We start from the raw sequence: 21,704 nt of genomic DNA, 5'->3' as shown, positions 1-21,704 counted from the left end.
CCAAAGGATACTGAACAGGCATCTCCCAACCAGCAAAATCAACCATCTTGCCACCCAACTCAACATGCAAGTCATACAAAGGAGTGCGTTTTGGTGAAGTCATTTCTGTAGCCTCTCAATCAGCGGGACTGGTCGCGAACAACCATCACGGTGCAATGCGCGTTGCGCACCACACGGGCGAGGTTCGGACCAATCTCATAATTTGGGAAATCGCCTTTGGTCGACGCCATGACGATCAGATCAAAGCCTTCCTTGTAGGCAAGCTTTAGGATTTCGCGATAGACACTGCCTTCTTCGATATGGATCGCCACATCGGAGGCATTGCCATGATCCAGAATGGCCTGAACCGCATTGCGGACGTGATCCTTGGCACCAGCGCCATAGTTGGCGGGCAGGTTCGGCAGTTGAATAATCTCGGGGATGACGGCAACCGCATGCAGTTCGGCACCGTAGAACTTCGCTTGTTCCAAAGCAACCGGCAGTGCTTGTTTCCACGAGCGGTCGTCGCCGTGATCAATGGGCAGCAGGATTTTCGTGGCCATCACGTCTCTCCTCGAGATATAGAATTCTGTTTCAAAGGCGGGGGGCCGGGACGGCCCCCCGTATTTCGTCAAAGACTATTCGGCAGGCGTGCCACCCGGCTCTTCTGACTTGCCACCCGAGGCAAAGAATTCTTTCGTCAGTTTGAAGACGATCGGGCTCAACAGGGCCAGGGCGATCAGGTTCGGGATAGCCATCATGGCGTTCAGCGTATCCGCCAGCAGCCAGATGAAACCCAGATCCGCAGTTGCGCCGAAATAGATCGCTACGATCCAGAGCACGCGGTATGGCATCAGCGATTTGACGCCCAACAGGAACTCCACGCATTTCTCGCCATAGAACGACCAGCCGAGGATGGTGGTGAAGGCGAAGATCGACAGAGCAATCGCGATCAGGTGACCGCCGCCCGGCAGCGAGGTCGCGAAGGCCAGCGAGGTCAGTGCCGCGCCAGATTCACCCGAGGTCCATGCACCCGAAGCGATGATTGCCAGACCGGTGATAGAGCAGACGATGATGGTGTCGATGAACGTACCCAGCATCGCGATCAGGCCCTGGTTGACCGGACCTTTGGTCTCAGCCGCGGCGTGCGCAATCGGGGCAGAACCCAGACCCGCTTCGTTCGAGAAGACACCACGTGCCACACCAAAACGGATGGCGGCCCAAACAGCCGCACCTGCGAAACCACCTTCGGCGGCCGACGGGGTGAAGGCATAGGTGAAAACCAGCGACAACGCGTTGCCGATTTCTGCGATATTGATGATCAGAACCAGCAGGCCTGCGATGATGTAAGCGATCGCCATGAACGGAACCAGCTTACCGGCAACCGCACCGATGCGGGTGATGCCGCCCAGAATAACGGCTGCGGTCAGCACCATCAGAACCACACCAGTGACCGAGGTGTTCACGCCAAAGTTCGATTCGAGAACCTGCGCCACTCCGTTGGCCTGTACGCCGTTACCGATGCCAAAGGCTGCGATTGCGCCGAACAGTGCGAAGGCGACGCCCAGCCAGGCCCATTTCGCACCCAATCCGTTCTTGATGTAGTACATCGGGCCGCCGACGAAGTTGCCCAGCTCGTCCTTTTCACGGTATTTCACCGCGCAGACGGCCTCGGCGTATTTGGTGGCCATGCCCACCAGGGCGGTCATCCACATCCAGAACAAAGCGCCCGGACCGCCCAGGAAGACAGCAGTGGCCACACCGGCGATGTTACCCGTACCGATGGTCGCTGACAGCGAGGTCATCAGCGCGTTGAACGGGCTGATCTGCCCTTCGCCCTGGCCCTCACGGCCTTTGAACAGCAGGCTAAAGCCTGTGCCAATGCGCAGGATCGGCATGAACTTCAGCCCCACCTGCAGGAAGAAGCCAACGCCTAGAATGAGAACCAGCATCAGCGGCCCCCACACGACGCCATTGATGGCCCCTACGATTGAATTTAACGCTTCCATGGTATTCCTCCCTAGTGCGTCTGGATTATGCCCCGGCTGCAATCGCCTGTTGGCGGACTTGCTTGAGGGCGGCAAAGTCTTCGTCCGCGTGGAACGACGAACGGGTCAGCGGAGTGGCCGACACGTGTAGAAAGCCCTTGGATCGCGCGATTTGCTCCAGTTGGGCGAACTCTTCCGGTGACCAGAAACGATCGATCGGGTGGTGCTTCGGGGTCGGCTGCAAGTACTGGCCGACGGTCAGGAAATCGACATTTGCGGCGCGCAGGTCGTCCATCACTTGACGCACGTCACTGAGGCTTTCACCAAGACCGACCATCAAGCCCGATTTGGTAAAAATCTCAGGTTTCGCGCGTTTGGCATCATCCAGCAGCCGAAGCGAAGTGTAGTACCGAGCACCGGGACGAACCGTTGGATAAAGATGCGGCACAGTTTCCAGATTATGGTTGAAAACGTCTGGTGCCGCTTCAAATACCAGATTTGCAGCAGTCCCTTTTCCAAGAAAGTCTGGGGTCAGAACTTCAACCGTGGTGCCGGGGTTCTGATGACGTACCGCTCGGATCGTCTGAGCGATGTGCTCAGCACCGCCGTCAGCCAAATCATCGCGATCGACAGATGTAATCACGACATGCCGGAGGCCCAGCTTTTTCACCGCTGCCGCGACGCGTCCAGGTTCGAACACGTCCAATTCGTCAGGCCGCCCGGTCGCTACATTGCAAAAAGAGCAACCACGCGTGCAAACCTCGCCCATTATCATCATTGTAGCGTGACGCTTGGACCAACATTCACCTATATTCGGACAGGCGGCCTCTTCGCAAACCGTTGCCAGATCGTGATCACGCATCAGACGACGTGTTTCGTAGTACTCAGCGCTTTCGATCTTCTTGCGTCGAATCCACTTTGGTTTGCGCGGGATGACACTGTCAGCCTTCTTGGCTTTTTCCGGATGTCGGGGGCGAAGCTGGATGGTCATCTTGCAGTTCCCTTTTACGCGTGAATTGCGCGGCCCATGGCATCAAGGCAGGCTTCTTTGACTGCCTCGCCCATGGCCGGATGTGCGTGACAAGCGGCTGCGACCTCGGCGACGGTGGCGCCTTTGGTCATCGCCAGAACGAGTTCCGCGATCAGATCACCGCCGTGAGCACCACAGATATGCGCACCGAGGATTTTTCCGTTTGGATCAGCCAGCACCTTGACCGCACCATCGGTTTCTCCGGTTGACCGGGCACGCGAGTTCGCCATGAAAGCAAACTTGCCGACCGAATATTCGGTGCCCGCATCTTTTAACGCCTCTTCGGTCAGACCTACCGAAGCAACCTCGGGATCAGTGTAAACAACGCCTGGCACAGTGTTGTAGTCCACATGTCCGCCCTGCCCCGCCAACATCTCAACGCAGGCGACGCCGTCTTCTTCGGCCTTGTGCGCCAGCATCGGTCCGGGCACGCAATCGCCGATGGCGTAAATGCCGGGTACCGACGTACGGAATGTGTGGTCCACTTGAACAAATCCGCGCGGGTCAAGGGCCACTCCCAGATCTTCAAGCCCAAGCCCGCGCGTGACGGGGCGACGTCCGACGGCGATCAGGACTTTGTCGGCCTCGATCACCTCTTCCTTGTCTTTGCCGACCCGATCCAAGGACAGGACTAAACCCGCCTCGGTCTTTTCGATGGTTTTCAAAGCACGGCCCAGTTGGAATTTCAGCCCACGTTTTGACAGCGCACGCTGCGCGAGTTTGGCGACCTCGCCGTCGATCCCAGGCAGTACTCGGTCGAGGTATTCGACCACAGTGACCTTGGCACCCAGACGCGCCCAAACTTGACCAAGCTCCAAACCAATTACCCCGGCCCCGACAACAACCAGATGCTCGGGTACTGTCTCGAGCGCGATAGCTCCGGTCGAGCTTAGGATGTCCTGTTCGTCAATCTCGATCCCGCTAAGGGGTGTCGGTTCAGAACCGGTGGCGATCAGGATGTTCTTTGCCTCATAGAGGTCATCTCCGACCTTAACCTGACCGTCAGCTGGAATACTGGCCCAGCCGTCGATTAGATCCACGCCGTTTTTCTTAAACAGAAAGGCGATCCCGTTGGTCAAATCTCCAACGATTTTATCTTTGCGTCCCATCATTGCTGGGATGTCGATGCCGGCCCCCTCGACGGAAATGCCATGGGAGGAGAGGTGTGCAAGCTCGGCATACTTCGCCGAGGAGGTCAGCAACGCTTTGGAGGGGATGCACCCCACATTCAAACATGTTCCGCCAAGTGCACCGCGCCCTTCGACGCAGGCCACTTTCATACCCAGCTGAGCGGCACGGATTGCAGCAACATAACCGCCGGGGCCGCCCCCGATGACGATGAGGTCGTAGATGCTCATTGGCTTTTCTCTCAGTAAATCGGATGGCTGGCGCACAGGGCGCGAACTTTTTCACGGGTTTCAGCTTCGACTGTCGCGTCGCCCTCAGGCGACTGGGCCAGAGCGTCCAGCACGTCGCCAATCAGGTGGCCAATCTGCGTGAACTCATCCGGACCGAACCCGCGGCTACAGCCCGCTGCGGTTCCCAGTCGAATACCGCTGGTTACAGTGGGTTTTGCTGGATCACCCGGTACGCTATTCTTGTTGCAGGTGAACCCAGCACGCTCCAACGCGGCCTCGGCGTCTTTGCCGGTCACGCCCAGTGGGCGCAAGTCGACCAGCATCAAGTGGTTTTCAGTACCACCCGAGACGATATCACATCCGCGCGCCATCATAACGTTCGCCAGAGCGGATGCGCTGTCGACAACCCGCTGCATATACTCTTTGAACTCGGGTTTCAGCGCCTCGCCAAATGCAACGGCCTTACCAGCAATCACGTGCATCAGTGGGCCACCCTGAAGACCGGGGAAAACGGCAGAGTTGATTTTTTTCACCAGCGCCTCGTCATTGGTCAGAATGATCCCACCACGCGGCCCGCGAAGGGTCTTGTGTGTGGTCGACGTGACCACATGCGCGTGACCGATGGGCGAGGGGTGTAGCCCAGTTGCGACCAGACCGGCGATATGGGCCATATCGGCCAGCAGCCATGCACCGACTTCGTCCGCAATGGCGCGGAAACGAGCAAAGTCGATTTTTTGCGAATAGGCTGACGCACCTGCAATGATCAGTTTAGGCTTTTCGGCCTTTGCCAACTCTTCAACCTGATCGTAGTCGATCAGGCCAGCTTCGGTCAGGCCGTATTGGACCGGACGGAACCATTTGCCGGACTGCGCTGGTTTCGCACCGTGGGTCAGGTGGCCACCTGCATCCAGCGACATGCCCAAGATCGTGTCGCCGGGGCTCAGCAGCGCCAGCTTTACCGCGCCGTTGGCCTGTGCCCCGGAATGCGGCTGGACGTTTGCAAATTCGCAACCGAACAGCTTTTTCAGCCGTTCGATGGCCTCAGATTCAACCTCATCCACATACTCGCACCCACCATAATAGCGGCGACCCGGGTAACCCTCGGCGTACTTGTTTGTCAGTACGGAGCCTTGTGCGTCGATCACCGCCTGAGAAACGATGTTCTCAGATGCGATAAGCTCAATCTGCTCGGCCTGACGTCGACCTTCCCGCGCTATCGATTCAGCGATAACCGGATCAGCCTGTGTAAGCGAAGTTGTGAACATGATCTCCTCCTGCGCCATCGAATCTCGTTGATGAAACTTTGTTTCCTATAGTGGAATTTGTACATTCAAAGCAACAACGATCTCTTTAATGTGAAGTTGTGCAGGTAGAGGGAATTCAGTAACCTTTGAAAAAAAAGGAGATTCCTATGTCCGAAGAAAACCGCGGTGATGTTGCCGGACAGGAAAATCAGGACGAAGGGGCGGCCTTGGGTCGCTCAATTCGCGATGCGCGCCGCGCAAAAGGCTGGACTTTGGAAGAGGCCGGGCGGGCTGCGGGAATCGGTCGGTCAACTTTGTCAAAGATCGAAAACAACCAAACGAGACCCAGTTTTGACATTGTCAGAAGGTTGACGCAGGCGCTTGATATGAGCACGCCGCAACTGTTTCTCCAGTCCGGACAAACGGGGATTTCAGGACGCCGAGATTATACCCCCAAAGGTCAGGGCGAGACACGAGACACGCCCACCTATCTACATGAGTTGCTTTGCTCGGAATTGACCAGCAAAAGGATGCTGCCCTACATCGCTACAATCAAGGCACGAGACATCTCTGAATTCGAAAACTGGATCCGCCACACCGGCGAGGAGTTCATGTATGTGATTAGCGGAGAGCTAATTTTTGTTTCTGAACACTATCGCCCCTTGCCGATGAAGGCCGGTGACTCTCTCTATTACGACAGCGGCATGGGACACGGCTGTATCTCCACCAGCGAAGAAGACGCCCGAGTTCTATGGGTGTCGTTAGAGTGAGCAAACAAGACAGTTCTGCCGTACCCTGGTTAACCAACCAGAACGTGGTGGAATCGCTTCGCCCATGCCTCACTGGTTGTGTCTTTCGATAGACAACGACGTTTGATGCTGAGGCCTTGGTCCGAAGGAAATACCCTGAACTGCACAACCTAGGAGCACTAAATTCACATAGACAGTTACTCCTTGAATGCCTGATCTCTCATAGATCAGCGGTTTCTAACAGGCTCCAGGCTACGGCCAAAACTCCCAACAAATCGGGTCCGGACCTCGATCTTGAGCACTTTATGAATGCCCGTCATGCATTGATGACACACAGCCATAATCTTGAAGGTGAAGTCGATCGCGTCCTTCGGCGCCAAGGGATGACCCGAAAAATAGTTATGACCTGCGCACTGCGCCGCTCGGTCAAGTCCTTTTGGAAACCATTATGCTCTCCATACCCGTCACTCAGAGACCATGAATTCGATAAGTTTACGCACTCGCGCAGGCAACAAACGGCGGCTGGGATAAACTGCAAACATATCGCGCCGGACTGGTTTCGCCTCGCCAACTGTCACCGGATGCAAGCCCTCTGTCACCATGTCGCGCGGCAGTACGGTGATCCCCATGCCCCTCCGGGCCGCGCCTGCGAGCATGTCGAGCGTGTCGAACTCGTGCACTATTTTGCGGGGTTTAATCTGAACGCCCGATTGCATCAGCCAAGGCTGCCGCGAGACAAGGCTGGGCAACTCCTGCAATCGATCCAAAGAAATCGGGCCTCGGATTTCATGCGCGTCAAGAAATTCCAGGCTAGCACAAAAGTCGTAAGTCAAGCTCCAGAGCTTGCGTGCCACCAACCCGGAATCCTGCAAAGGGCCAACGCGGAAGGCCAAATCGATGTTGTCGCGGAAGAAATCCAAGACTGCGTTCGAAGTTGTCAGATCAATCCTAATATCCGGGTTCTCAGATGCGAAATCTAACAAGAGCGGTCCAATCCTGTCCTGCACCGCCAAAGGGGGCGCAGTGATACGGATTGTCTGGCTAGTCGTGTCTTCGGCAAACCCCGCAATACCCTGCAACGCCTCAATCGGGTTTTGACAGCGATCCAATAGGCGGCGACCTTCCTCGGTCAGTCGGACCTGGCGGGTGGTGCGTTCGAAAAGCCTTACTCCAAGATGGTCTTCAAGCTCGGCGATGCGGCGGCTTACGCGAGACAGAGGGATTCCGATCTGCCCAGCAGCTTCCGAAAAACTTAGATGCCGGGCAACGGCGGTAAAAAGAGCAAGGTCGTTGTAGATCATTATTTCATGTATGGGATTATCATTTCCATTTGTAGATATTATCACCCATGTGGGCAAAGGCTACCTTCTTCGGAACAACAGTTCCGAGGACCCTAAAATGACCTTCGCCATCCAGATAACCGAAACCGGCACTCCTGAAATCCTAAGCCGCACCGACTTTCCAACCCCTGCGCCCGGAAAAGGCGAAATTCTGATCCGCAACCGCGCGAGTGCTGTGAACTTTATCGACACGATTATCCGCCGGAGGGAAATGCCCGAAGGAATGATGCCCAACCTACCCCATATCCCAGGCGTCGAAGGCGCCGGCGCGATTGAGGCCTTAGGCGAAGGCGTTGAAGGATTTGCAATTGGTGACCGCGTTTCATGGATTGGGCCGATTGGAGCTGGTGGATATAGCAGCCATTCCGTCATCGCCGCTCCCTACGTCACACAAATCGCCGATGACATCCGTTACACAACCGCTGCAGCTATGCCAGTAAATGCAATGACCGCTTGGCATATGCTCGTCAATCTGGGGAACGCCAAAGCTGGCGACAACGTGCTAATTCACGCAGCGGCTGGCGGTGTCGGCACGATGGCCGTGCAGATTGCAAAGCACCTTGGGTTAACGGTTATTGCATCTGTCAGCCCAGGTAAAATTCATTACGCCCAAACACAAGGCGTGGACCACGTGATCGACTATGTGAACGAAGATTTTGCCACACGTGTAAAGGAAATCACCGGTGGGCGCGGGGTTGATCTGACTCTTAACCCAATCTCGGGTGAGACCGTGAAGTCCGACCTTGAGGTGCTCGCACCCTTGGGCACAGCTGTGATCTTTGGATTTCTTGCAGGCCCCCCTGCAGGTACATTTGCAGATGATCTGGCCCGACACTTTCAGAAATCCAACGCGCTGAGGGTCAGCGACATTTACACGTATTTCGGGGACAAACCACAAGCATTCAGCGAGGACATGAAACGGGTATTTGAACTATTGGGCAGAGGCGTTCTTCGTCCTCAGATTACCGAATTGCCGCTGACCGAGGCGGCAGAAGCGCATCGGCGCTTAGAGGCCGGAGAAACCACGGGCAAGATAGTACTAACAATCTGAGCAAGTCAGGTCATGAGCCGACATCTGCCATGTTCCAAGCCTTAACGAGCGTGGGCACGCCGCAACCCTGAAAACCTGAGAAATTCTTAGTCGCGTCTTGCGCAGCCAAAACGCGACTACCTCGACTTGTGGTCGAATAGACATGACAGAACGTCAGCCTCAGGCAGACGCGAAACATGCAATAAGGCAAATGGTTCTAAGGGATCGGCGAAATTCAGCACAAATTTCTTTTTTGAGTGGTGTTCAATTTAAATTGAATCCGGTACGTAAGGCGCATCAATTTTCTCAGGCAGAAAACAGTCCCGTGTTCGACCTACCCGCGCAGCGCGCGCATCTCTCCGAAAAATATGATCTCGACCCTTCGCCCGAGCTGGCAAACAGCATGAGCGATATCTACGACCGCATGTCCCGTGTGGTCTCACCAGTAGATTGGGCGATCTATGCACCATACGTAAAAGCGATCAACGACCTGAAAGCCGAACGTAATGCGGTAATTCTGGGCCATAACTATATGACGCCCGAGATTTACCATGGCATTTCAGATTTCGGCGGCGACAGCCTGCAGCTTGCGATCAAGGCGACTGAGGTCGAGGCGGATGTGATCGTACAATGCGGCGTGCATTTTATGGCCGAAACGTCCAAGATTCTAAGCCCCGGAAAAACCGTGCTGATGCCGGATATGGAGGCCGGATGTTCACTGGCGGAGTCCATCACCGCCGAAGGGATTGAGGAAATGCGCCGGCGGTATCCAGGCGCACCGGTCGTATCCTATGTAAACACCACGGCTGAGGTGAAGGCAGCCTCGGATATATGCTGCACTTCATCCAACGCCGCTCAGATCGTTGCCGCACAAGACAGCGATACAGTTATCATAACGCCGGACCAATATCTTGCGCAGAACGTGGCCCGAGACGTGCCGCAAAAGAACGTAGTTTGGTGGGAAGGCTCATGCATCGTGCACGAGCAATACAGCGCGAAAGACCTGCGCGATTTCCGCGAATGGAACCCGGGCACGCGACTGATTGCGCACCCTGAATGCCCGCCAGACGTTGTGGCCGAAGCAGACTTTTCTGGCTCGACCAGCGGCATCATCAAGTATGTCACCGATGAAAAGCCGGAAAAGGCCCTTCTGATCACCGAATGTTCGATGGCATCCAACATCGCTGACGAACTGCCCGAGGTCGATTTCGTCGGTCCGTGCAACATGTGTCCCTACATGAAGAAGATCACGCTGGAAAAAGTTCTGTACGCGCTGGACACCATGACCGGGCAGGTCGAGGTTGACGCAGAGGTCGCAGACAAAGCACGTCTTTCTGTACAGCGCATGATCGATCTTTCGCGCCAATTGGGTATTTGATCGGCGACATGCAAACAATCGAAACGCCGCGCGTGGTCATCATCGGGGCCGGGTTGGCTGCGGTTTATACTGCCCTAAAGCTCGCGCCGCTGCCGGTTGTGATGATTTCACCCGAACCCCTGGGGTCAGGCGCAAGTTCGGCTTGGGCTCAAGGCGGCGTTGCGGCAGCCATGGCGCAGACCGACAGCCCCCAAGCGCACGCGGATGATACGATGCGCGCTGGCGGAGGGTCGGTTCTGAGAGAGGTGGCCGAGTTCGTTACCAACGCCGCTCCGGAACACATTCTTGATCTATCGGAATTGGGGACTGGTTTTGACCGGACCGCCGATGGCGGGTTTGTGCAATCGCGCGAAGCAGCACATTCCGCTGCACGCGTTGTGCGTGTCAAAGGCGATCAGGCCGGGTCCGAGATCATGCGGGCACTTATCGAAGAATTGCGCCAAACTCCATCAATACAGGTGATCGAAGGCATGCAGGCCGTCGAGCTTCAGAGCGACGGCAGTCAGGTCACCGGTGTCTACATAACCAATGCAGACAATGTAACAGCCCCGACCGTTTTACTGCGAGGGGCAGCACATGTTCTGGCAACTGGCGGTTCGTCTGGCCTTTATGCCCAAACCACTAATCCTGCGCGAATTCGCGGACAGGGCATCGGAATGGCGGCCCGGGCTGGCGCTCGGATCGCGGATGCGGAATTCGTACAATTTCACCCGACCGCAATTGACGTAGGCGAAGATCCTACACCACTTGCGACCGAGGCTTTACGTGGCGAAGGTGCTATTCTGATCGACCGTGACGGGCATCGGTTCATGCCGAACATTCACCCCGACGCAGAACTGGCCCCGCGTGATACGGTTGCGAGAGCTGTCTTTTTGCAGGCGCAAAATGGCATGCGACCCGCTTTGGACACCCGCCAAGCCATCGGTGCCGTGATCGCAGAGCATTTCCCCGCGGTGACAGAAGCCTGTTTGCGAAACTGCGTCGATCCAACCCAAGAACCGATCCCGGTGACCGCCTCAGCGCACTATCATATGGGCGGTGTCGAAACCGATCTGGCAGGGCGAAGCTCTCTTGCTAACTTGTGGATCTGCGGCGAAGCGGCCTCGACCGGATTACACGGGGCAAATCGCCTTGCATCGAACGGGCTGCTCGAAGCATTGGTTTTTGCGCGGGCTTGCGCCCGGGACATTGCATCTGTGATGACCGAATGCGACGCCCCCGAGGTCGATATCCATCCGACCCCCGGTGAAGATGGCAATTGGGAACAAGACGTGACTGCCCTGCGCCAGACCATGACCGAAAATGTGGGTGTGGTGCGAGACCAAGTGGGCCTGCTCCGTGCCCTGTCAGAAATTTCTGCACTTGAGGCTCGGCACGCCGAGTCCGCTGTGTTTCTCAACATGACTGCGACCGCCACGTTAATCGCCGCCGCCGCATTGCTGCGCGAAGAAAGTCGCGGCGCACATTACCGATCCGATTTTCCTGATCTTCTTCCCGGCCCCGGCCAACGCTCGTCCCTCACTCTTATCGAAGCACTGGCCCTGCGGGACCGCATCGCAAAGGAAACAGCATGACCTATCCTGCCCTGCCAGATCTGATCCTTGAACCCATGGTGCGGTCAGCATTGATGGAGGATTTGGGCGCCAATGGCGACATCACCACGCTGACCGTGATCCCGGCCAACACCACTTATTCAGCACGGCTGAATGCGCGTGAGGATGCAGTGGTCTCAGGTATGCAAGTGGCCGCGCTGGCTTTTCGTTTGGTTGACCCTTCACTGCAAGTCACGCCCCATGTTGCAGACGGGCAGCGTTGCGCAAAGGACGATACACTTTTGGAGATAAAAGGAAGTGCGGCCTCGATCCTTTCAGGCGAGCGGGTGGCTTTGAACCTTGCCGGACGCATGACCGGTGTGGCGACCGCAACGTCGGCATTGGTTGCCGAGACCAAAGGCACCAAGGCGCGCATCACCTGCACCCGCAAGACCACACCCGGGCTGCGTATTGTAGAGAAACAAGCCGTGCTGCATGGGGGCGGCTTCAATCACCGCTTTTCATTGTCGGACGCGATCCTGATCAAGGATAATCATATTGCGGCAGCAGGCGGCGTGCGCGCAGTGCTTGAGGCAACTAAGGCCCGGGCATCGCACATGATGAAAGTTGAGATCGAAGTGGACACGCTGAACCAACTTGCCGAAGTGCTCGAGGTCGGCGGGGCCGATGTGGTATTGCTAGACAACATGTCACCAGAGATGTTGAAAGAAGCAGTCGACCTGGTCGGTGGTCGGCTGGTGACAGAAGCGTCCGGCAATATCAACCTAGAGACTGTGGCAGCCGTCGCCGCAACCGGCGTGGACTATATCTCCTCCGGAGCGCTGACCCATTCGTACCGCACCATTGATATCGGGTTGGACTTTTAGCATCCCAGCGAGATTTTCGACGTGGCAATGGTGTATTTTTAGTCTGCGTGACAGCCTAGGTCACAACACCCTGCCAGTCGCTGATGGAAAACAAGGCAGTAGCTCAGTCCACACTTCTCTTCCCAGTGCCCAACACCTGCACCTCTAACCAATGGAAAGCCAAAGCAATCAATCCGGCGACGAGTATGTAGAACACCGCCAGCAAAATAAGTGGCTCATAGATGATGAAAGTGTCCGAGCGCACTCTCGAAGAAACGGCGTAGATATCGACTACGGTGATGGTCGCCACCAAAGGCGTTGCCTTTAGCTGTAGGATGGTTTCACCCCCAAGCGTTGGCAGCACATTTCGGATCGCTTGCGGCAACCAGATGCGGCGAAACATCGTAAATCGCGGCATGCCGAATGCTTTGGCGGCCTCTAACTGACCTTTGGCAACTCCTTTGAAGGCGCCGCGCATGACTTCGCCCTCGTAGCCCGCATAGGAAAGCGTAAGCGCCAGAACCGCGTATGGCCACGCCTGACGCAGGTACGGCCAAAGCTCTGAAGACCGTATCCACGGGAACTGAGGAAAAAGAGAGCCAAGCCCATAGTACAACAGCCAAAGCTGCAGCAGCAGCGGCGTACCCCGGATAATGGTGCAAAAGGCTTTGGCTGGGGCGGCTAAGTACCAAGGCCCGATCGCCTGTGCCAGCCCAAGCGGCACTGCAAGAAGGAAACCGAGCACAACAGTGACAACCAGCAGCCAGATTGTCGTCCAGATCCCCTGAAGTGCGAGCGGTGCGTATTTTGGAATCCAATCCCACTGCAAAGACAAAGCACACCAGACAACAATGCCGGCAAAGATCAGCATCATCACAATTCGGTGCGGCTGCATCAAAGATTTAAAGTCAATCATCTGGCCCCTCCCTTTAGAGAGGGTTGGCCGCGGCGCGCCCATTTCTCAATCCGGGCGAAGATGCCGCCGGAACACAGAGTGACCATGAGATAGAGGAAGCCAGCCGCTAAGAAAAAGGTGAAATAGGCGCGTGTACTGCTTGCGGCCTGACGTGTCTCGAGCGTCAGTTCGTTAAAGCCCACGACGGCGAGCAACGCGGTATCCTTAGTCGCGATCAGCCACAGGTTGGCCAGACCAGGAACAGCAAAACTCATCATCGCCGGGATTGTCACGCGGCGCATGGTCATGAAGGCTGGCATGCCATAGGATTTCGCGGCCTCAATCTGCCCAGGTGGCACAGCCTGAATAGCGCCGCGCAGGATTTCGGTCGCGTAAGCACCTTGAACAACCCCCAGCACCCATATGCCTGCGGCCACACCGCTGACCTCGACACGTCCACCACCTAAAGCGGCTGATATTTTGTTGATGATATCCGACCCCACATAATACAGGATCAGGATCAGGACCAACTCCGGCACAGCGCGGATCACGGTCGTGTAGATGGCGAGAAGATCGCGCGTGACTTTCCCGCCATAAAGTTTGCCATAAGCTCCGAACAGTCCGATCACCAGACCGAGCGCATATGCGCCAAAAGCGATTTGCAACGAGTGGGACAATCCGCGCAGCAGATTGCCCCCCCATCCCGGCGGCGAGAGTGACAGGAGTTCTACACTCTGCGCCAGTCCAAGCGACTCTAACAGTTCGGTCACGGCAGCGGCTTAGTAGATGCTGGCCGAGAAGTAGTTGGATGTAATCTTATCGTGCGTACCATCGGCAAGAATGGCCGCGATTCCTTTGTTCAGCGCCTCACGCAGGTCATCCTGACCTTTACGAACCCCGGCACCAACGCCACGACCTAGGATCGCAGGATCGTCTTTAACGGCTCCTTTGATCTCACAACACGCGCCCGCATCCGAGTTCACAAAATCCGCCATAGCGATGCTGTCAGCTTGGGTGGCGTCAATGCGTCCCGCGAACAGATCCTGATTTGCCTCATCCTGAGTCTGATAGACCCTCAGTTCAGCATCCTTGAAGTATTCCTGCGCATAGGCCTGATGAATGGTCGAAGCCTGAATACCGATAACTTTACCCGCCAAAGACTCTGGGGTCGCTTCAATGTCCATCGATTTATCGGCAACGATAACTGCGGGTGTGTTGTAGTAAGGATCGCTGAAATCAATAGTCTTGAGACGCTCCTCGGTGATCGACATTGAGGCCATGATCGCGTCGATCTGCTGCCCCGTCAGCGATGGGATGATACCGTCCCACGCAACGGGCGTGATCACGCAATCCAACTCGGCCGCCGCGCATACAGCATTGATGACATCGATTTCCCAGCCGACCCAGTTGCCAGAGCTGTCCAGCGAGGCAAATGGTGGATAAGGTTCGGCCGCAATGCCGATCTTGACCTCTTCGGCGCTTGCAACGCCGGCCGAAAGGACTGCAGCTGCTAGGCTGGATGCGAGCAGTTTCTTGACGTTCATTATATTACTCCCTGTTGGATTTCTTATTTGGTTTTTTGGTTTAGGCCACTGAGCTCAGGAATTGTTTAAGCCGCGCAGATTTGGGATTGCCGAAAACCTCGGCGGGCGGCCCCTGCTCTTCGATACGGCCCTCGAAGAGATAGACAACGTGATTGGCAACTTCGCGAGCGAATTTCATTTCATGGGTAACCAGCAGCATAGTACGCCCTTCGGCCGCAAGGTCACGGATTACGGTTAAAACCTCGCCGACCAGCTCAGGATCAAGCGCTGAGGTCGGCTCATCAAATAGCATGACGGATGGGTCAACCGCCAATGCCCGCGCTATGGCTGCGCGTTGTTGCTGACCACCTGAAAGATAGGCTGGATATGTGTCGGCTTTGTCCCCAAGCCCCACACGTTCGAGCAGTTCGTGCGCACGCTCAATAGCCTGTGCTTTTGGAACCTTGAGAACATGGACCGGCACTTCGATCACGTTTTCCAATAGTGTGCGGTGCGTCCACAGGTTGAACTGCTGGAAGACCATGGCAAGCCGCGTGCGAATACGCTCGATTTGGCGGCGATTGGAAGGGCTGCCATCAGCGTGCATTTCAACCAGCTCACCGCCGATTGTTATCTTTCCCGAACTCGGAGTCTCCAGAAAGTTTATACAGCGCAACATGGTCGATTTACCGGAACCTGACCCGCCGATAATTGCGACGACATCGCCCTTGCGCGCGGTCAGAGACACACCCTTCAAGACCTCCAACCGACCGAAGGACTTGTGAAGGTCTTCAACCCTTATTGCCTCTTCAGAAGCGGCTGTATCGTGCGCGGGTAAATTTGCTTTGGCTGTGCCCATATCCAACATTCTTCTGATTTCGACTTGCAGTAAGCCCCGAATCTAGCAATTATGCAAGTGTATAATAACAGCATTCCCTGGATACCCGATTGTGCAGGACGACAGCCGCAAATTTACACGTGAGTCTGCCGAATTTCGGCGCGAAGCGCTGATAAAAGCGACTTTGGACTTGATTGCCGAAATGGGCGTGCGCGGCGCCACAGTGCGCGGGATCGCCGCCCGAGCGGACGTGACCCAAGGATTGATCCGTCATTACTTCTCATCAAAAGAAGAGCTGGTTCAGGCGGCGTACGAGTACCACATGAATACGCTGACCGATCAAACAGCCGCCTCATCAGGTGAAGGAAGCGCTCTGTCTCAACTGTCGAACTTCGTTGACGCCTCACTACGACCGCCAGTGGTGGACCCAAGCGCGGTGGCCCTGTGGGCCGGCTTCCTGAACAAAGTGCAGCATGATCCCAAAATGCAGCGCATTCACCAACAGACATACAACTATTTCCGGGACCACCTTGAGACACTGATAATAGCGGCGCTGCACGAGACCGGCCGCCAGGTCGATGCGAAAGAAGCGATGCAGCTGGCAATTGCATGCAACGCGGTGATCGACGGCCTTTGGCTGGAAGGAGGCGCGCTTCCGGATGCCTTTGACGAGGGACAATTGGCGCGGATTGGCCTGAAATCGGTCAGCGCCATCCTGAAAATTCCATTGACCAAAGAAGTGGATTAGCCATGAAATTCTCGGCCGTAACAGAACGGTTAGCTGGCTTGGGCGGCGCTAAATGGAGCGTCCACCTAAAAGCGCGCGAGCTAATCAACGCAGGAGCTGACGTCATCGAAATGACGATTGGCGAACCCGATGTTCCCGTTCCAGACGCATTGATTGAGGCCACGGTGTCCTCGTTACGGGCTGCGCGAACCGGATATTCAAACGGCCGCGGCGAAGCTGGCCTTCTGGACGCGCTCGCCAAGCGCTACTCGACGTCGCGCGGGCGAACTTTCGGGCCTGAGAACTTTCTATGCTTTCCCGGAACGCAAACGGCCCTTTTTGCGGTCATGGCGGGCGTCGCACAGGCCGGAGATGAGGTATTGGTGGGCGACCCCATGTACGCAACCTATGAAGGGGTGGTCAGGGCATCCGGCGCTCAAATGGTGCCAGTGCCTCTGCGCCCCGAACACGGGTTTCGCATGCAGGCCAACGATGTCGCAGCGCGCATTACTCCGCGCACGCGCGCCATTCTTCTGACAACTCCACACAACCCCACCGGCGCGATCCTAACTGCAGCGGAAATAGCCGAAATAGGAAGGTTGGCGATCGAGCATGACCTGTGGATCATCTCGGACGAAGTCTATGAAGAGTTGATTTTTGACGGCGCTCAGTTCGTCTCACCACTGGCCATACCGGATCTGACGGATCGCGTTATAGCGGTTTCGTCGATTTCCAAATCTCATGCCGCCCCGGGGTTCCGCAGCGGATGGTGCGTTGGCCCAGCCGCATTTTGCGAGGCATTGCTGCCCTATTCAGAAACCATGCTGTTCGGGAACCAACCCTTTATCGCGGACATGACAGAACAAGCGATCCGCGGCGGGTCTGAGGTCGCCCGTGGAATGGCTGCACGGTTCTCAAACCGGGCCACCCTATTGGCTGATCGCTTGCAAGCAGAAACAGACCTGATCGTACACCGGCCCGAAGCCGGCATGTTTGCGCTCATCAATGTGTCGGCAACCGGGCTTGATAGCGAAGCATATGCCTGGGATCTGCTGCAGGCCGGAGTGGCCGTCATGCCGGGATCCGCATTTGGAGCCGGCCTAAAAGACTGGGTGCGTGTGGCTTTGACAATCAGTGACACTGATTTTGTCTCAGCAGTCTCGCGCATCATTGATCACGCCAACAGAAAATCACGCGAGGTTGCATGAGCGGAATAACAGTCGGCGAAGCTCTGGTAGAAGAGCTGCGTCAAAGAGATGTGACCTGTGTTTTTGGAATTCCAGGCGTTCACACCGTCGAACTTTACCGTGGACTTGCGGCCTCGGGCATTAGGCACGTTACGCCCAGACATGAACAAGGCGCAGGATTTATGGCTGATGGCTATGCGCGGGTCTCCGGCAAACCGGGTGTCGCCTTTGTCATTACCGGACCTGGGTTGACCAACACCCTCACGCCGATGGCGCAGGCGCGTGCGGATTCAATACCCATGTTGGTCGTATCCGGTGTAAATCCGACCGCTTCGCTCGCCAAGGGTTTGGGGCATCTTCACGAACTACCCGATCAACTGGGGCTAGCCAAAACGGTCGCTTTGGCATCTGAACAAATCTCTGTCGCCAACGATTTGGATCCGGCTATGGACCGCGTGTTTAAATGCCTGTCCAACGGCCGGCCCGGTCCAGTGCACATCGAGGTCCCGTTGGACATTGCTGCTGCTGAATACCAGAAAGCGGCAAGCTCAGCGCCTGACACGGAACTATCGGCAGACCCAGGCCTAATCACACAAGCGGCCCAAAGGCTGACAGAAGCAAAGAGAGTTGTCATTTTGGCAGGAGGTGGCGCTAAACGGGTCGAAGCCAGCTTACAATCTTTGGCCGAATCTCTGGATGCGCCAGTAGTGCAAACCGTCAACGCGCGTGGCTTGATGCACGGGCATCCTCTTACCGTTCCGGCCAGTCCCAGCCTGAAAGCAGTGCGCGATCTGGTTGAAGGGGCAGATTGCGTTCTGGCCCTGGCAACCGAACTTGGGCCGACCGACTACGATATGTATGCAACAGGCCAGCTTACAGAAATGCCGGGCCTGATCCGCGTCGATCGCTGCAGTGACCAATTGCTACGAAACAAAGCCGAGCTAGCAATTCATGGCGACGTCAATTCGGTTGTCCCCGCCTTGCTCAACGCCTTGAACTCGGCACAAAAGCACAGCAACGGAGCGAAGGTTGCCGAGGAATCTCGCATCGCCGCATGGGATGAAATTGGGCCGGATTATCGCCATCAGGTAGACATACTGAATGCTATGCGCTCCGCTGTCCCCAATGCTCTTATTGTCGGGGATTCAACTCAGCCAATATATGCTGGCAATCTCTACTACGATCACGATCGGGCCGGTGGTTGGTTCAACGCCGCGACAGGCTATGGCGCTCTTGGCTATGGGATACCAGCGGCTGTCGGCGCATCAATCGCTGACCCCTCAGCGCGCGTGATCTGTATCGTTGGCGACGGTGGAGCCCAGTTTTCATTGCCCGAAGTCATGGCTGCAGTGGATGAAAAGCTCCCCATAACTTTCGTGATCTGGAACAACCACGGGTACAAAGAGATCGCCTCGTCCATGCAAGATGTGGGCGTGACGGTCATTGGATGTGATCCCACCCCTCCCGACTTTGCAGCGACCGCCCAATCGTTTGGTATTCCGTTCAAAAAGGCTCCTTCCGAGCCACAGGCTGTCGCGCAGGCTTTGCGAGAGGCCGCGACGGTCGACGGACCAGCAATGATTGAGATTACCGCTCAGAAATTCGAACCGCAGAGAGATTGAAACATGTCAGACCCAACTTTTGAGTTCTCGCGCGCGATCACACGCCGCCCCGCCCCAACAATAGCAGGCGGCTTGCGGGCAGAAGATATTGGCAACCCGGATTTTGAAGGCATGACTGCAGCGCACAAAGCATATGTGGAAGCGTTAAAAAGCACCGGAGCAGAGGTAATCGAGCTTGATCCTCTCGACGCGTTTCCTGATGCGCAGTTTGTAGAAGACACTGCCCTGTGCCTGCCGCAAGGCGCCATACTGATGCGACCCGGAGCGCCGTCTCGTCTGGGCGAAGTCGCCGAGATGGCACCGGCACTTCGCGCTTGCTACGATACGATCCACGAGATCGAAGGCCCCGGCCATATTGAAGGAGGCGATATCCTTGTAACTGGGCGGGAAATTCTGGTCGGAAGGTCCGATCGAACGGACGCGGAAGGCGTTGCAGAACTGGCAAAGATAACGTCTGAATGGGGTCACAATCTTAGAGAAGTATTTACACCCGAAGGTGTTTTGCACTTCAAAACCGATTGTTCACTTATGGATGCTGAGACGATCCTGTCTACTAAACGGTTGGACGCATCAGGCTGCTTCGAGGGCTACAAGGTCCTGCACGTTGCTGATGGAGAAGAGGCGGCTGCCAATGCGATCCGCTTCAACAATTTGGTGCTGATGGCGGCTGGCTTTCCGCGCACTGCGGAAATGCTGGATCGCGAAGGCTTTGAGGTTGTCCAAATCGACAATACTGACTGCGCCAAACTTGATGGGGGTATGTCCTGCCTGTCCTTGCGGTTTTAAGAACTGCTACGCACATCTTGCAGCAACTGGGCAGACTTGGCAGCACTTACCAATGGTAGCGATCTACGCGACCAGGAGTAAGTCCCGCATGAGCGACCCAACCCTTGATCCAGATCTTTACCTATTCACAAGGGGTTGTGAACCTGAGTGGCACAGACGTTAGATAAACCCGCCATGGCCCAGAACGGGCCACGGCGACATGTTCGGCTTATTGGACACGATTTTTACTCTCAGACAGCCTCTTTCAAGTGCGCATAGCTTGCCGCGAACCGACCAAACTTATGTGCGCCGCACGTGACGCTTTCATAGCGACGCGGATTCCCTTCAGAGACACAAGACTCCAATGGAGTGAACACCGCATCGTAGTCGGCGTCGATGAAGAACGGGATCGAGTAACGCTCACGGCCTGACGTGTTGATAACGCGATGCATGTTGGCCAAATATACATCATTGGTCAGACGTTGGATCAAATCCCCAAGGTTGATCACAAAAGTGCCTGAAATCGGGGAACCTTCGACCCAGTTTCCATCGCGATTCATCACCTGCAACCCACCCACATCGTCTTGGGCCAGAATGGTCAGATTTCCATAGTCGGTATGCGCCCCAATACCGATGATCTTTTCGTCTATCATTCCGTTTTGCGGCGGATAGTGCAGTAGACGCTGGATGCTGATCGGGTTTTGCATCAAACTTTCAAAGTGGTTTTCAGGTAGATCCAAGCTCAGCGCAATTCCGCCCAGCAACTGCTTGGAAAGGGCGACCATTTTCTGGTGATAGCCATACACCAGCCCCTGAAACTCCGGCAGCGCAGCTGTCCATTGGTTGGGGCCAAAGAAAGGACCCTCCAAAGCGTCGCGCTCTGGCCCAATGTCAAAGCATTCCTTCAGGTCTTTGGTTTTGGTTGGGTCAGTGTTCTCGCCATAGGGTTCAATGTAGCCACGCAGAGCAACATCTGACTTACTGACATGCAGCTTCATCTTTTCCGACATTGGAAGATCAAAGAAGCGGCGGGTGACGTCAAAAACCTGATTGACGAAGTCTTGAGCTATTCCGTGGTTCTTTACATACATGAAACCGGCATTTGACAACGCCCAACGAATTTCCTTCGCCACTTTCAGCTTGTCGCTACCATCCAATAGTGGAGCAATGTCGATCACTGGAAGTTTGTCAAAAGACTCACGCTTTGCGCGCAGCTTGTCGTCCAGTTGAGCAACGAGATCTTGTGCCATTTGGGTTCTCTTTTCCATCCTTAGAGAGGCCTGATTGCACGCGCACACTGCCAGAGGGCACTTCATTTTCAACAGTTCAAAATTTCGCCCTTACTTGAATTGTATTCACCTATTCTTCCGCCCCTGTTTCCTGTGAAAAACTCAAAACACTGATAGGGCGTGGGTATACTGGATATTTTATCGGCGTTTTTAGAATTATCAGGCTCACGTTAAAGCGGAATTCTCGCACTGAAAAATGTACGCATTAGTACACAACATGCGAAGCTCTGGAAAAACCGCACTCTAGGCCACCCGTTTCATTGACTTGTTGGCGATTAGGCAAAGCTTACACCCGGAAAGCTGCCCCTAAGTTTCACACGTCGTTGTCTGAGCCGGCTGCAACCCAAAAGGGGGTTACTTCACT

Annotated in this window: 20 protein-coding genes; 9 read left to right on the top strand and 11 right to left on the bottom strand. The window is 55.7% G+C overall.

The genetic code is table 11. From position 1 onward, the window contains the following. Positions 1–119: 119 nt before the first annotated feature. From ACR0EO_RS20615 to glyA, 5 genes are all read right to left on the bottom strand, one after another. Positions 120–542 (bottom strand): universal stress protein, encoded by a 423-nt coding sequence (locus tag ACR0EO_RS20615; protein ID WP_480692749.1) that lies wholly within the window; start codon positions 540–542, stop codon positions 120–122. 75 nt (positions 543–617) lie between these two features. Continuing rightward, complete coding sequence (locus tag ACR0EO_RS20610; protein ID WP_170335370.1) at positions 618–1,988, bottom strand: alanine/glycine:cation symporter family protein; 1,371 nt, start codon at positions 1,986–1,988, stop codon at positions 618–620. A gap of 25 nt (positions 1,989–2,013) precedes the next feature. After that, the gene (gene lipA, locus ACR0EO_RS20605; RefSeq protein ID WP_480692748.1) at positions 2,014–2,958 is read right to left on the bottom strand and encodes a lipoyl synthase; all 945 of its coding nucleotides are present in this window, start codon (positions 2,956–2,958) and stop codon (positions 2,014–2,016) included. A 14-nt stretch (positions 2,959–2,972) separates the two neighbouring features. Beyond that, a complete protein-coding gene (gene lpdA, locus ACR0EO_RS20600) occupies positions 2,973–4,355 on the bottom strand; it encodes a dihydrolipoyl dehydrogenase (protein ID WP_480692746.1) in 1,383 nt (460 codons plus the stop codon). An 11-nt stretch (positions 4,356–4,366) separates the two neighbouring features. Continuing rightward, complete coding sequence (glyA, locus tag ACR0EO_RS20595; protein WP_480692745.1) at positions 4,367–5,620, bottom strand: serine hydroxymethyltransferase; 1,254 nt, start codon at positions 5,618–5,620, stop codon at positions 4,367–4,369. Positions 5,621–5,766: 146 nt separating this feature from the next. Here glyA and ACR0EO_RS20590 point away from each other — a divergent pair, with 146 nt between their 5' ends. Beyond that, entirely contained in the window at positions 5,767–6,369 is a 603-nt protein-coding gene (locus tag ACR0EO_RS20590) for a helix-turn-helix domain-containing protein (RefSeq protein WP_480692744.1), read from the top strand. Between the two features lie 443 nt (positions 6,370–6,812). Here the strand turns inward: ACR0EO_RS20590 and ACR0EO_RS20585 are convergent, their stop codons facing one another. Next, positions 6,813–7,649 (bottom strand): LysR family transcriptional regulator, encoded by an 837-nt coding sequence (locus ACR0EO_RS20585; RefSeq protein WP_480692742.1) that lies wholly within the window; start codon positions 7,647–7,649, stop codon positions 6,813–6,815. A 97-nt stretch (positions 7,650–7,746) separates the two neighbouring features. On the opposite strand from ACR0EO_RS20585, the gene ACR0EO_RS20580 reads away from it, so the two are divergent. The 4 genes from ACR0EO_RS20580 to nadC all read left to right on the top strand — a co-directional run bounded on the left by ACR0EO_RS20580 (position 7,747) and on the right by nadC (position 12,515). Next, positions 7,747–8,739: a quinone oxidoreductase family protein gene (locus ACR0EO_RS20580; protein WP_480692740.1), complete on the top strand. Its 993-nt coding sequence runs from the start codon at positions 7,747–7,749 to the stop codon at positions 8,737–8,739. 304 nt (positions 8,740–9,043) lie between these two features. Next, positions 9,044–10,096, top strand: coding sequence for a quinolinate synthase NadA (nadA, locus tag ACR0EO_RS20575; protein ID WP_480692738.1), 1,053 nt, complete (start codon positions 9,044–9,046; stop codon positions 10,094–10,096). An 8-nt stretch (positions 10,097–10,104) separates the two neighbouring features. Continuing rightward, the gene (locus ACR0EO_RS20570; protein WP_480692737.1) at positions 10,105–11,670 is read left to right on the top strand and encodes an L-aspartate oxidase; all 1,566 of its coding nucleotides are present in this window, start codon (positions 10,105–10,107) and stop codon (positions 11,668–11,670) included. Then, positions 11,667–12,515, top strand: a complete 849-nt coding sequence (gene nadC, locus ACR0EO_RS20565; protein WP_480692735.1) for a carboxylating nicotinate-nucleotide diphosphorylase — start codon at positions 11,667–11,669, stop codon at positions 12,513–12,515. Before ACR0EO_RS20570 ends, nadC begins: the two co-directional genes overlap by 4 nt. A gap of 103 nt (positions 12,516–12,618) precedes the next feature. On the opposite strand, the gene ACR0EO_RS20560 is transcribed toward nadC, so the two are convergent. The 4 genes from ACR0EO_RS20560 to ACR0EO_RS20545 are packed head-to-tail and all read right to left on the bottom strand — an operon-like array spanning position 12,619 to position 15,771. Continuing rightward, positions 12,619–13,410 (bottom strand): ABC transporter permease, encoded by a 792-nt coding sequence (locus ACR0EO_RS20560; protein ID WP_480692733.1) that lies wholly within the window; start codon positions 13,408–13,410, stop codon positions 12,619–12,621. After that, entirely contained in the window at positions 13,407–14,159 is a 753-nt protein-coding gene (locus ACR0EO_RS20555) for an ABC transporter permease (RefSeq protein ID WP_480692731.1), read from the bottom strand. Before ACR0EO_RS20555 ends, ACR0EO_RS20560 begins: the two co-directional genes overlap by 4 nt. A gap of 9 nt (positions 14,160–14,168) precedes the next feature. Beyond that, positions 14,169–14,933, bottom strand: coding sequence for a transporter substrate-binding domain-containing protein (locus tag ACR0EO_RS20550; protein WP_480692729.1), 765 nt, complete (start codon positions 14,931–14,933; stop codon positions 14,169–14,171). Positions 14,934–14,973: 40 nt separating this feature from the next. Beyond that, entirely contained in the window at positions 14,974–15,771 is a 798-nt protein-coding gene (locus ACR0EO_RS20545) for an ABC transporter ATP-binding protein (protein ID WP_480692727.1), read from the bottom strand. Positions 15,772–15,862: 91 nt separating this feature from the next. Between ACR0EO_RS20545 and ACR0EO_RS20540 the strand changes: the two genes are divergently transcribed. The 4 genes from ACR0EO_RS20540 to ACR0EO_RS20525 are packed head-to-tail and all read left to right on the top strand — an operon-like array spanning position 15,863 to position 20,072. Beyond that, entirely contained in the window at positions 15,863–16,498 is a 636-nt protein-coding gene (locus ACR0EO_RS20540) for a TetR/AcrR family transcriptional regulator (protein WP_480692726.1), read from the top strand. A 2-nt stretch (positions 16,499–16,500) separates the two neighbouring features. Continuing rightward, positions 16,501–17,685, top strand: a complete 1,185-nt coding sequence (locus ACR0EO_RS20535) for a pyridoxal phosphate-dependent aminotransferase (RefSeq protein WP_480692725.1) — start codon at positions 16,501–16,503, stop codon at positions 17,683–17,685. Beyond that, positions 17,682–19,286: a 5-guanidino-2-oxopentanoate decarboxylase gene (locus ACR0EO_RS20530; protein WP_480692723.1), complete on the top strand. Its 1,605-nt coding sequence runs from the start codon at positions 17,682–17,684 to the stop codon at positions 19,284–19,286. Before ACR0EO_RS20535 ends, ACR0EO_RS20530 begins: the two co-directional genes overlap by 4 nt. A 3-nt stretch (positions 19,287–19,289) precedes the next feature. Then, complete coding sequence (locus ACR0EO_RS20525) at positions 19,290–20,072, top strand: dimethylarginine dimethylaminohydrolase family protein (RefSeq protein WP_480692721.1); 783 nt, start codon at positions 19,290–19,292, stop codon at positions 20,070–20,072. Between the two features lie 230 nt (positions 20,073–20,302). Here the strand turns inward: ACR0EO_RS20525 and ACR0EO_RS20520 are convergent, their stop codons facing one another. Beyond that, the gene (locus ACR0EO_RS20520; RefSeq protein WP_480692720.1) at positions 20,303–21,301 is read right to left on the bottom strand and encodes an isopenicillin N synthase family dioxygenase; all 999 of its coding nucleotides are present in this window, start codon (positions 21,299–21,301) and stop codon (positions 20,303–20,305) included. Between the last annotated feature and the right edge of the window lie 403 nt (positions 21,302–21,704).

The organism is Ruegeria sp. BE9 (assembly GCF_056538765.1).
Note: the sequence above shows the minus strand (reverse complement) of the source record. Positions and strands in the feature narration are given on the sequence as shown.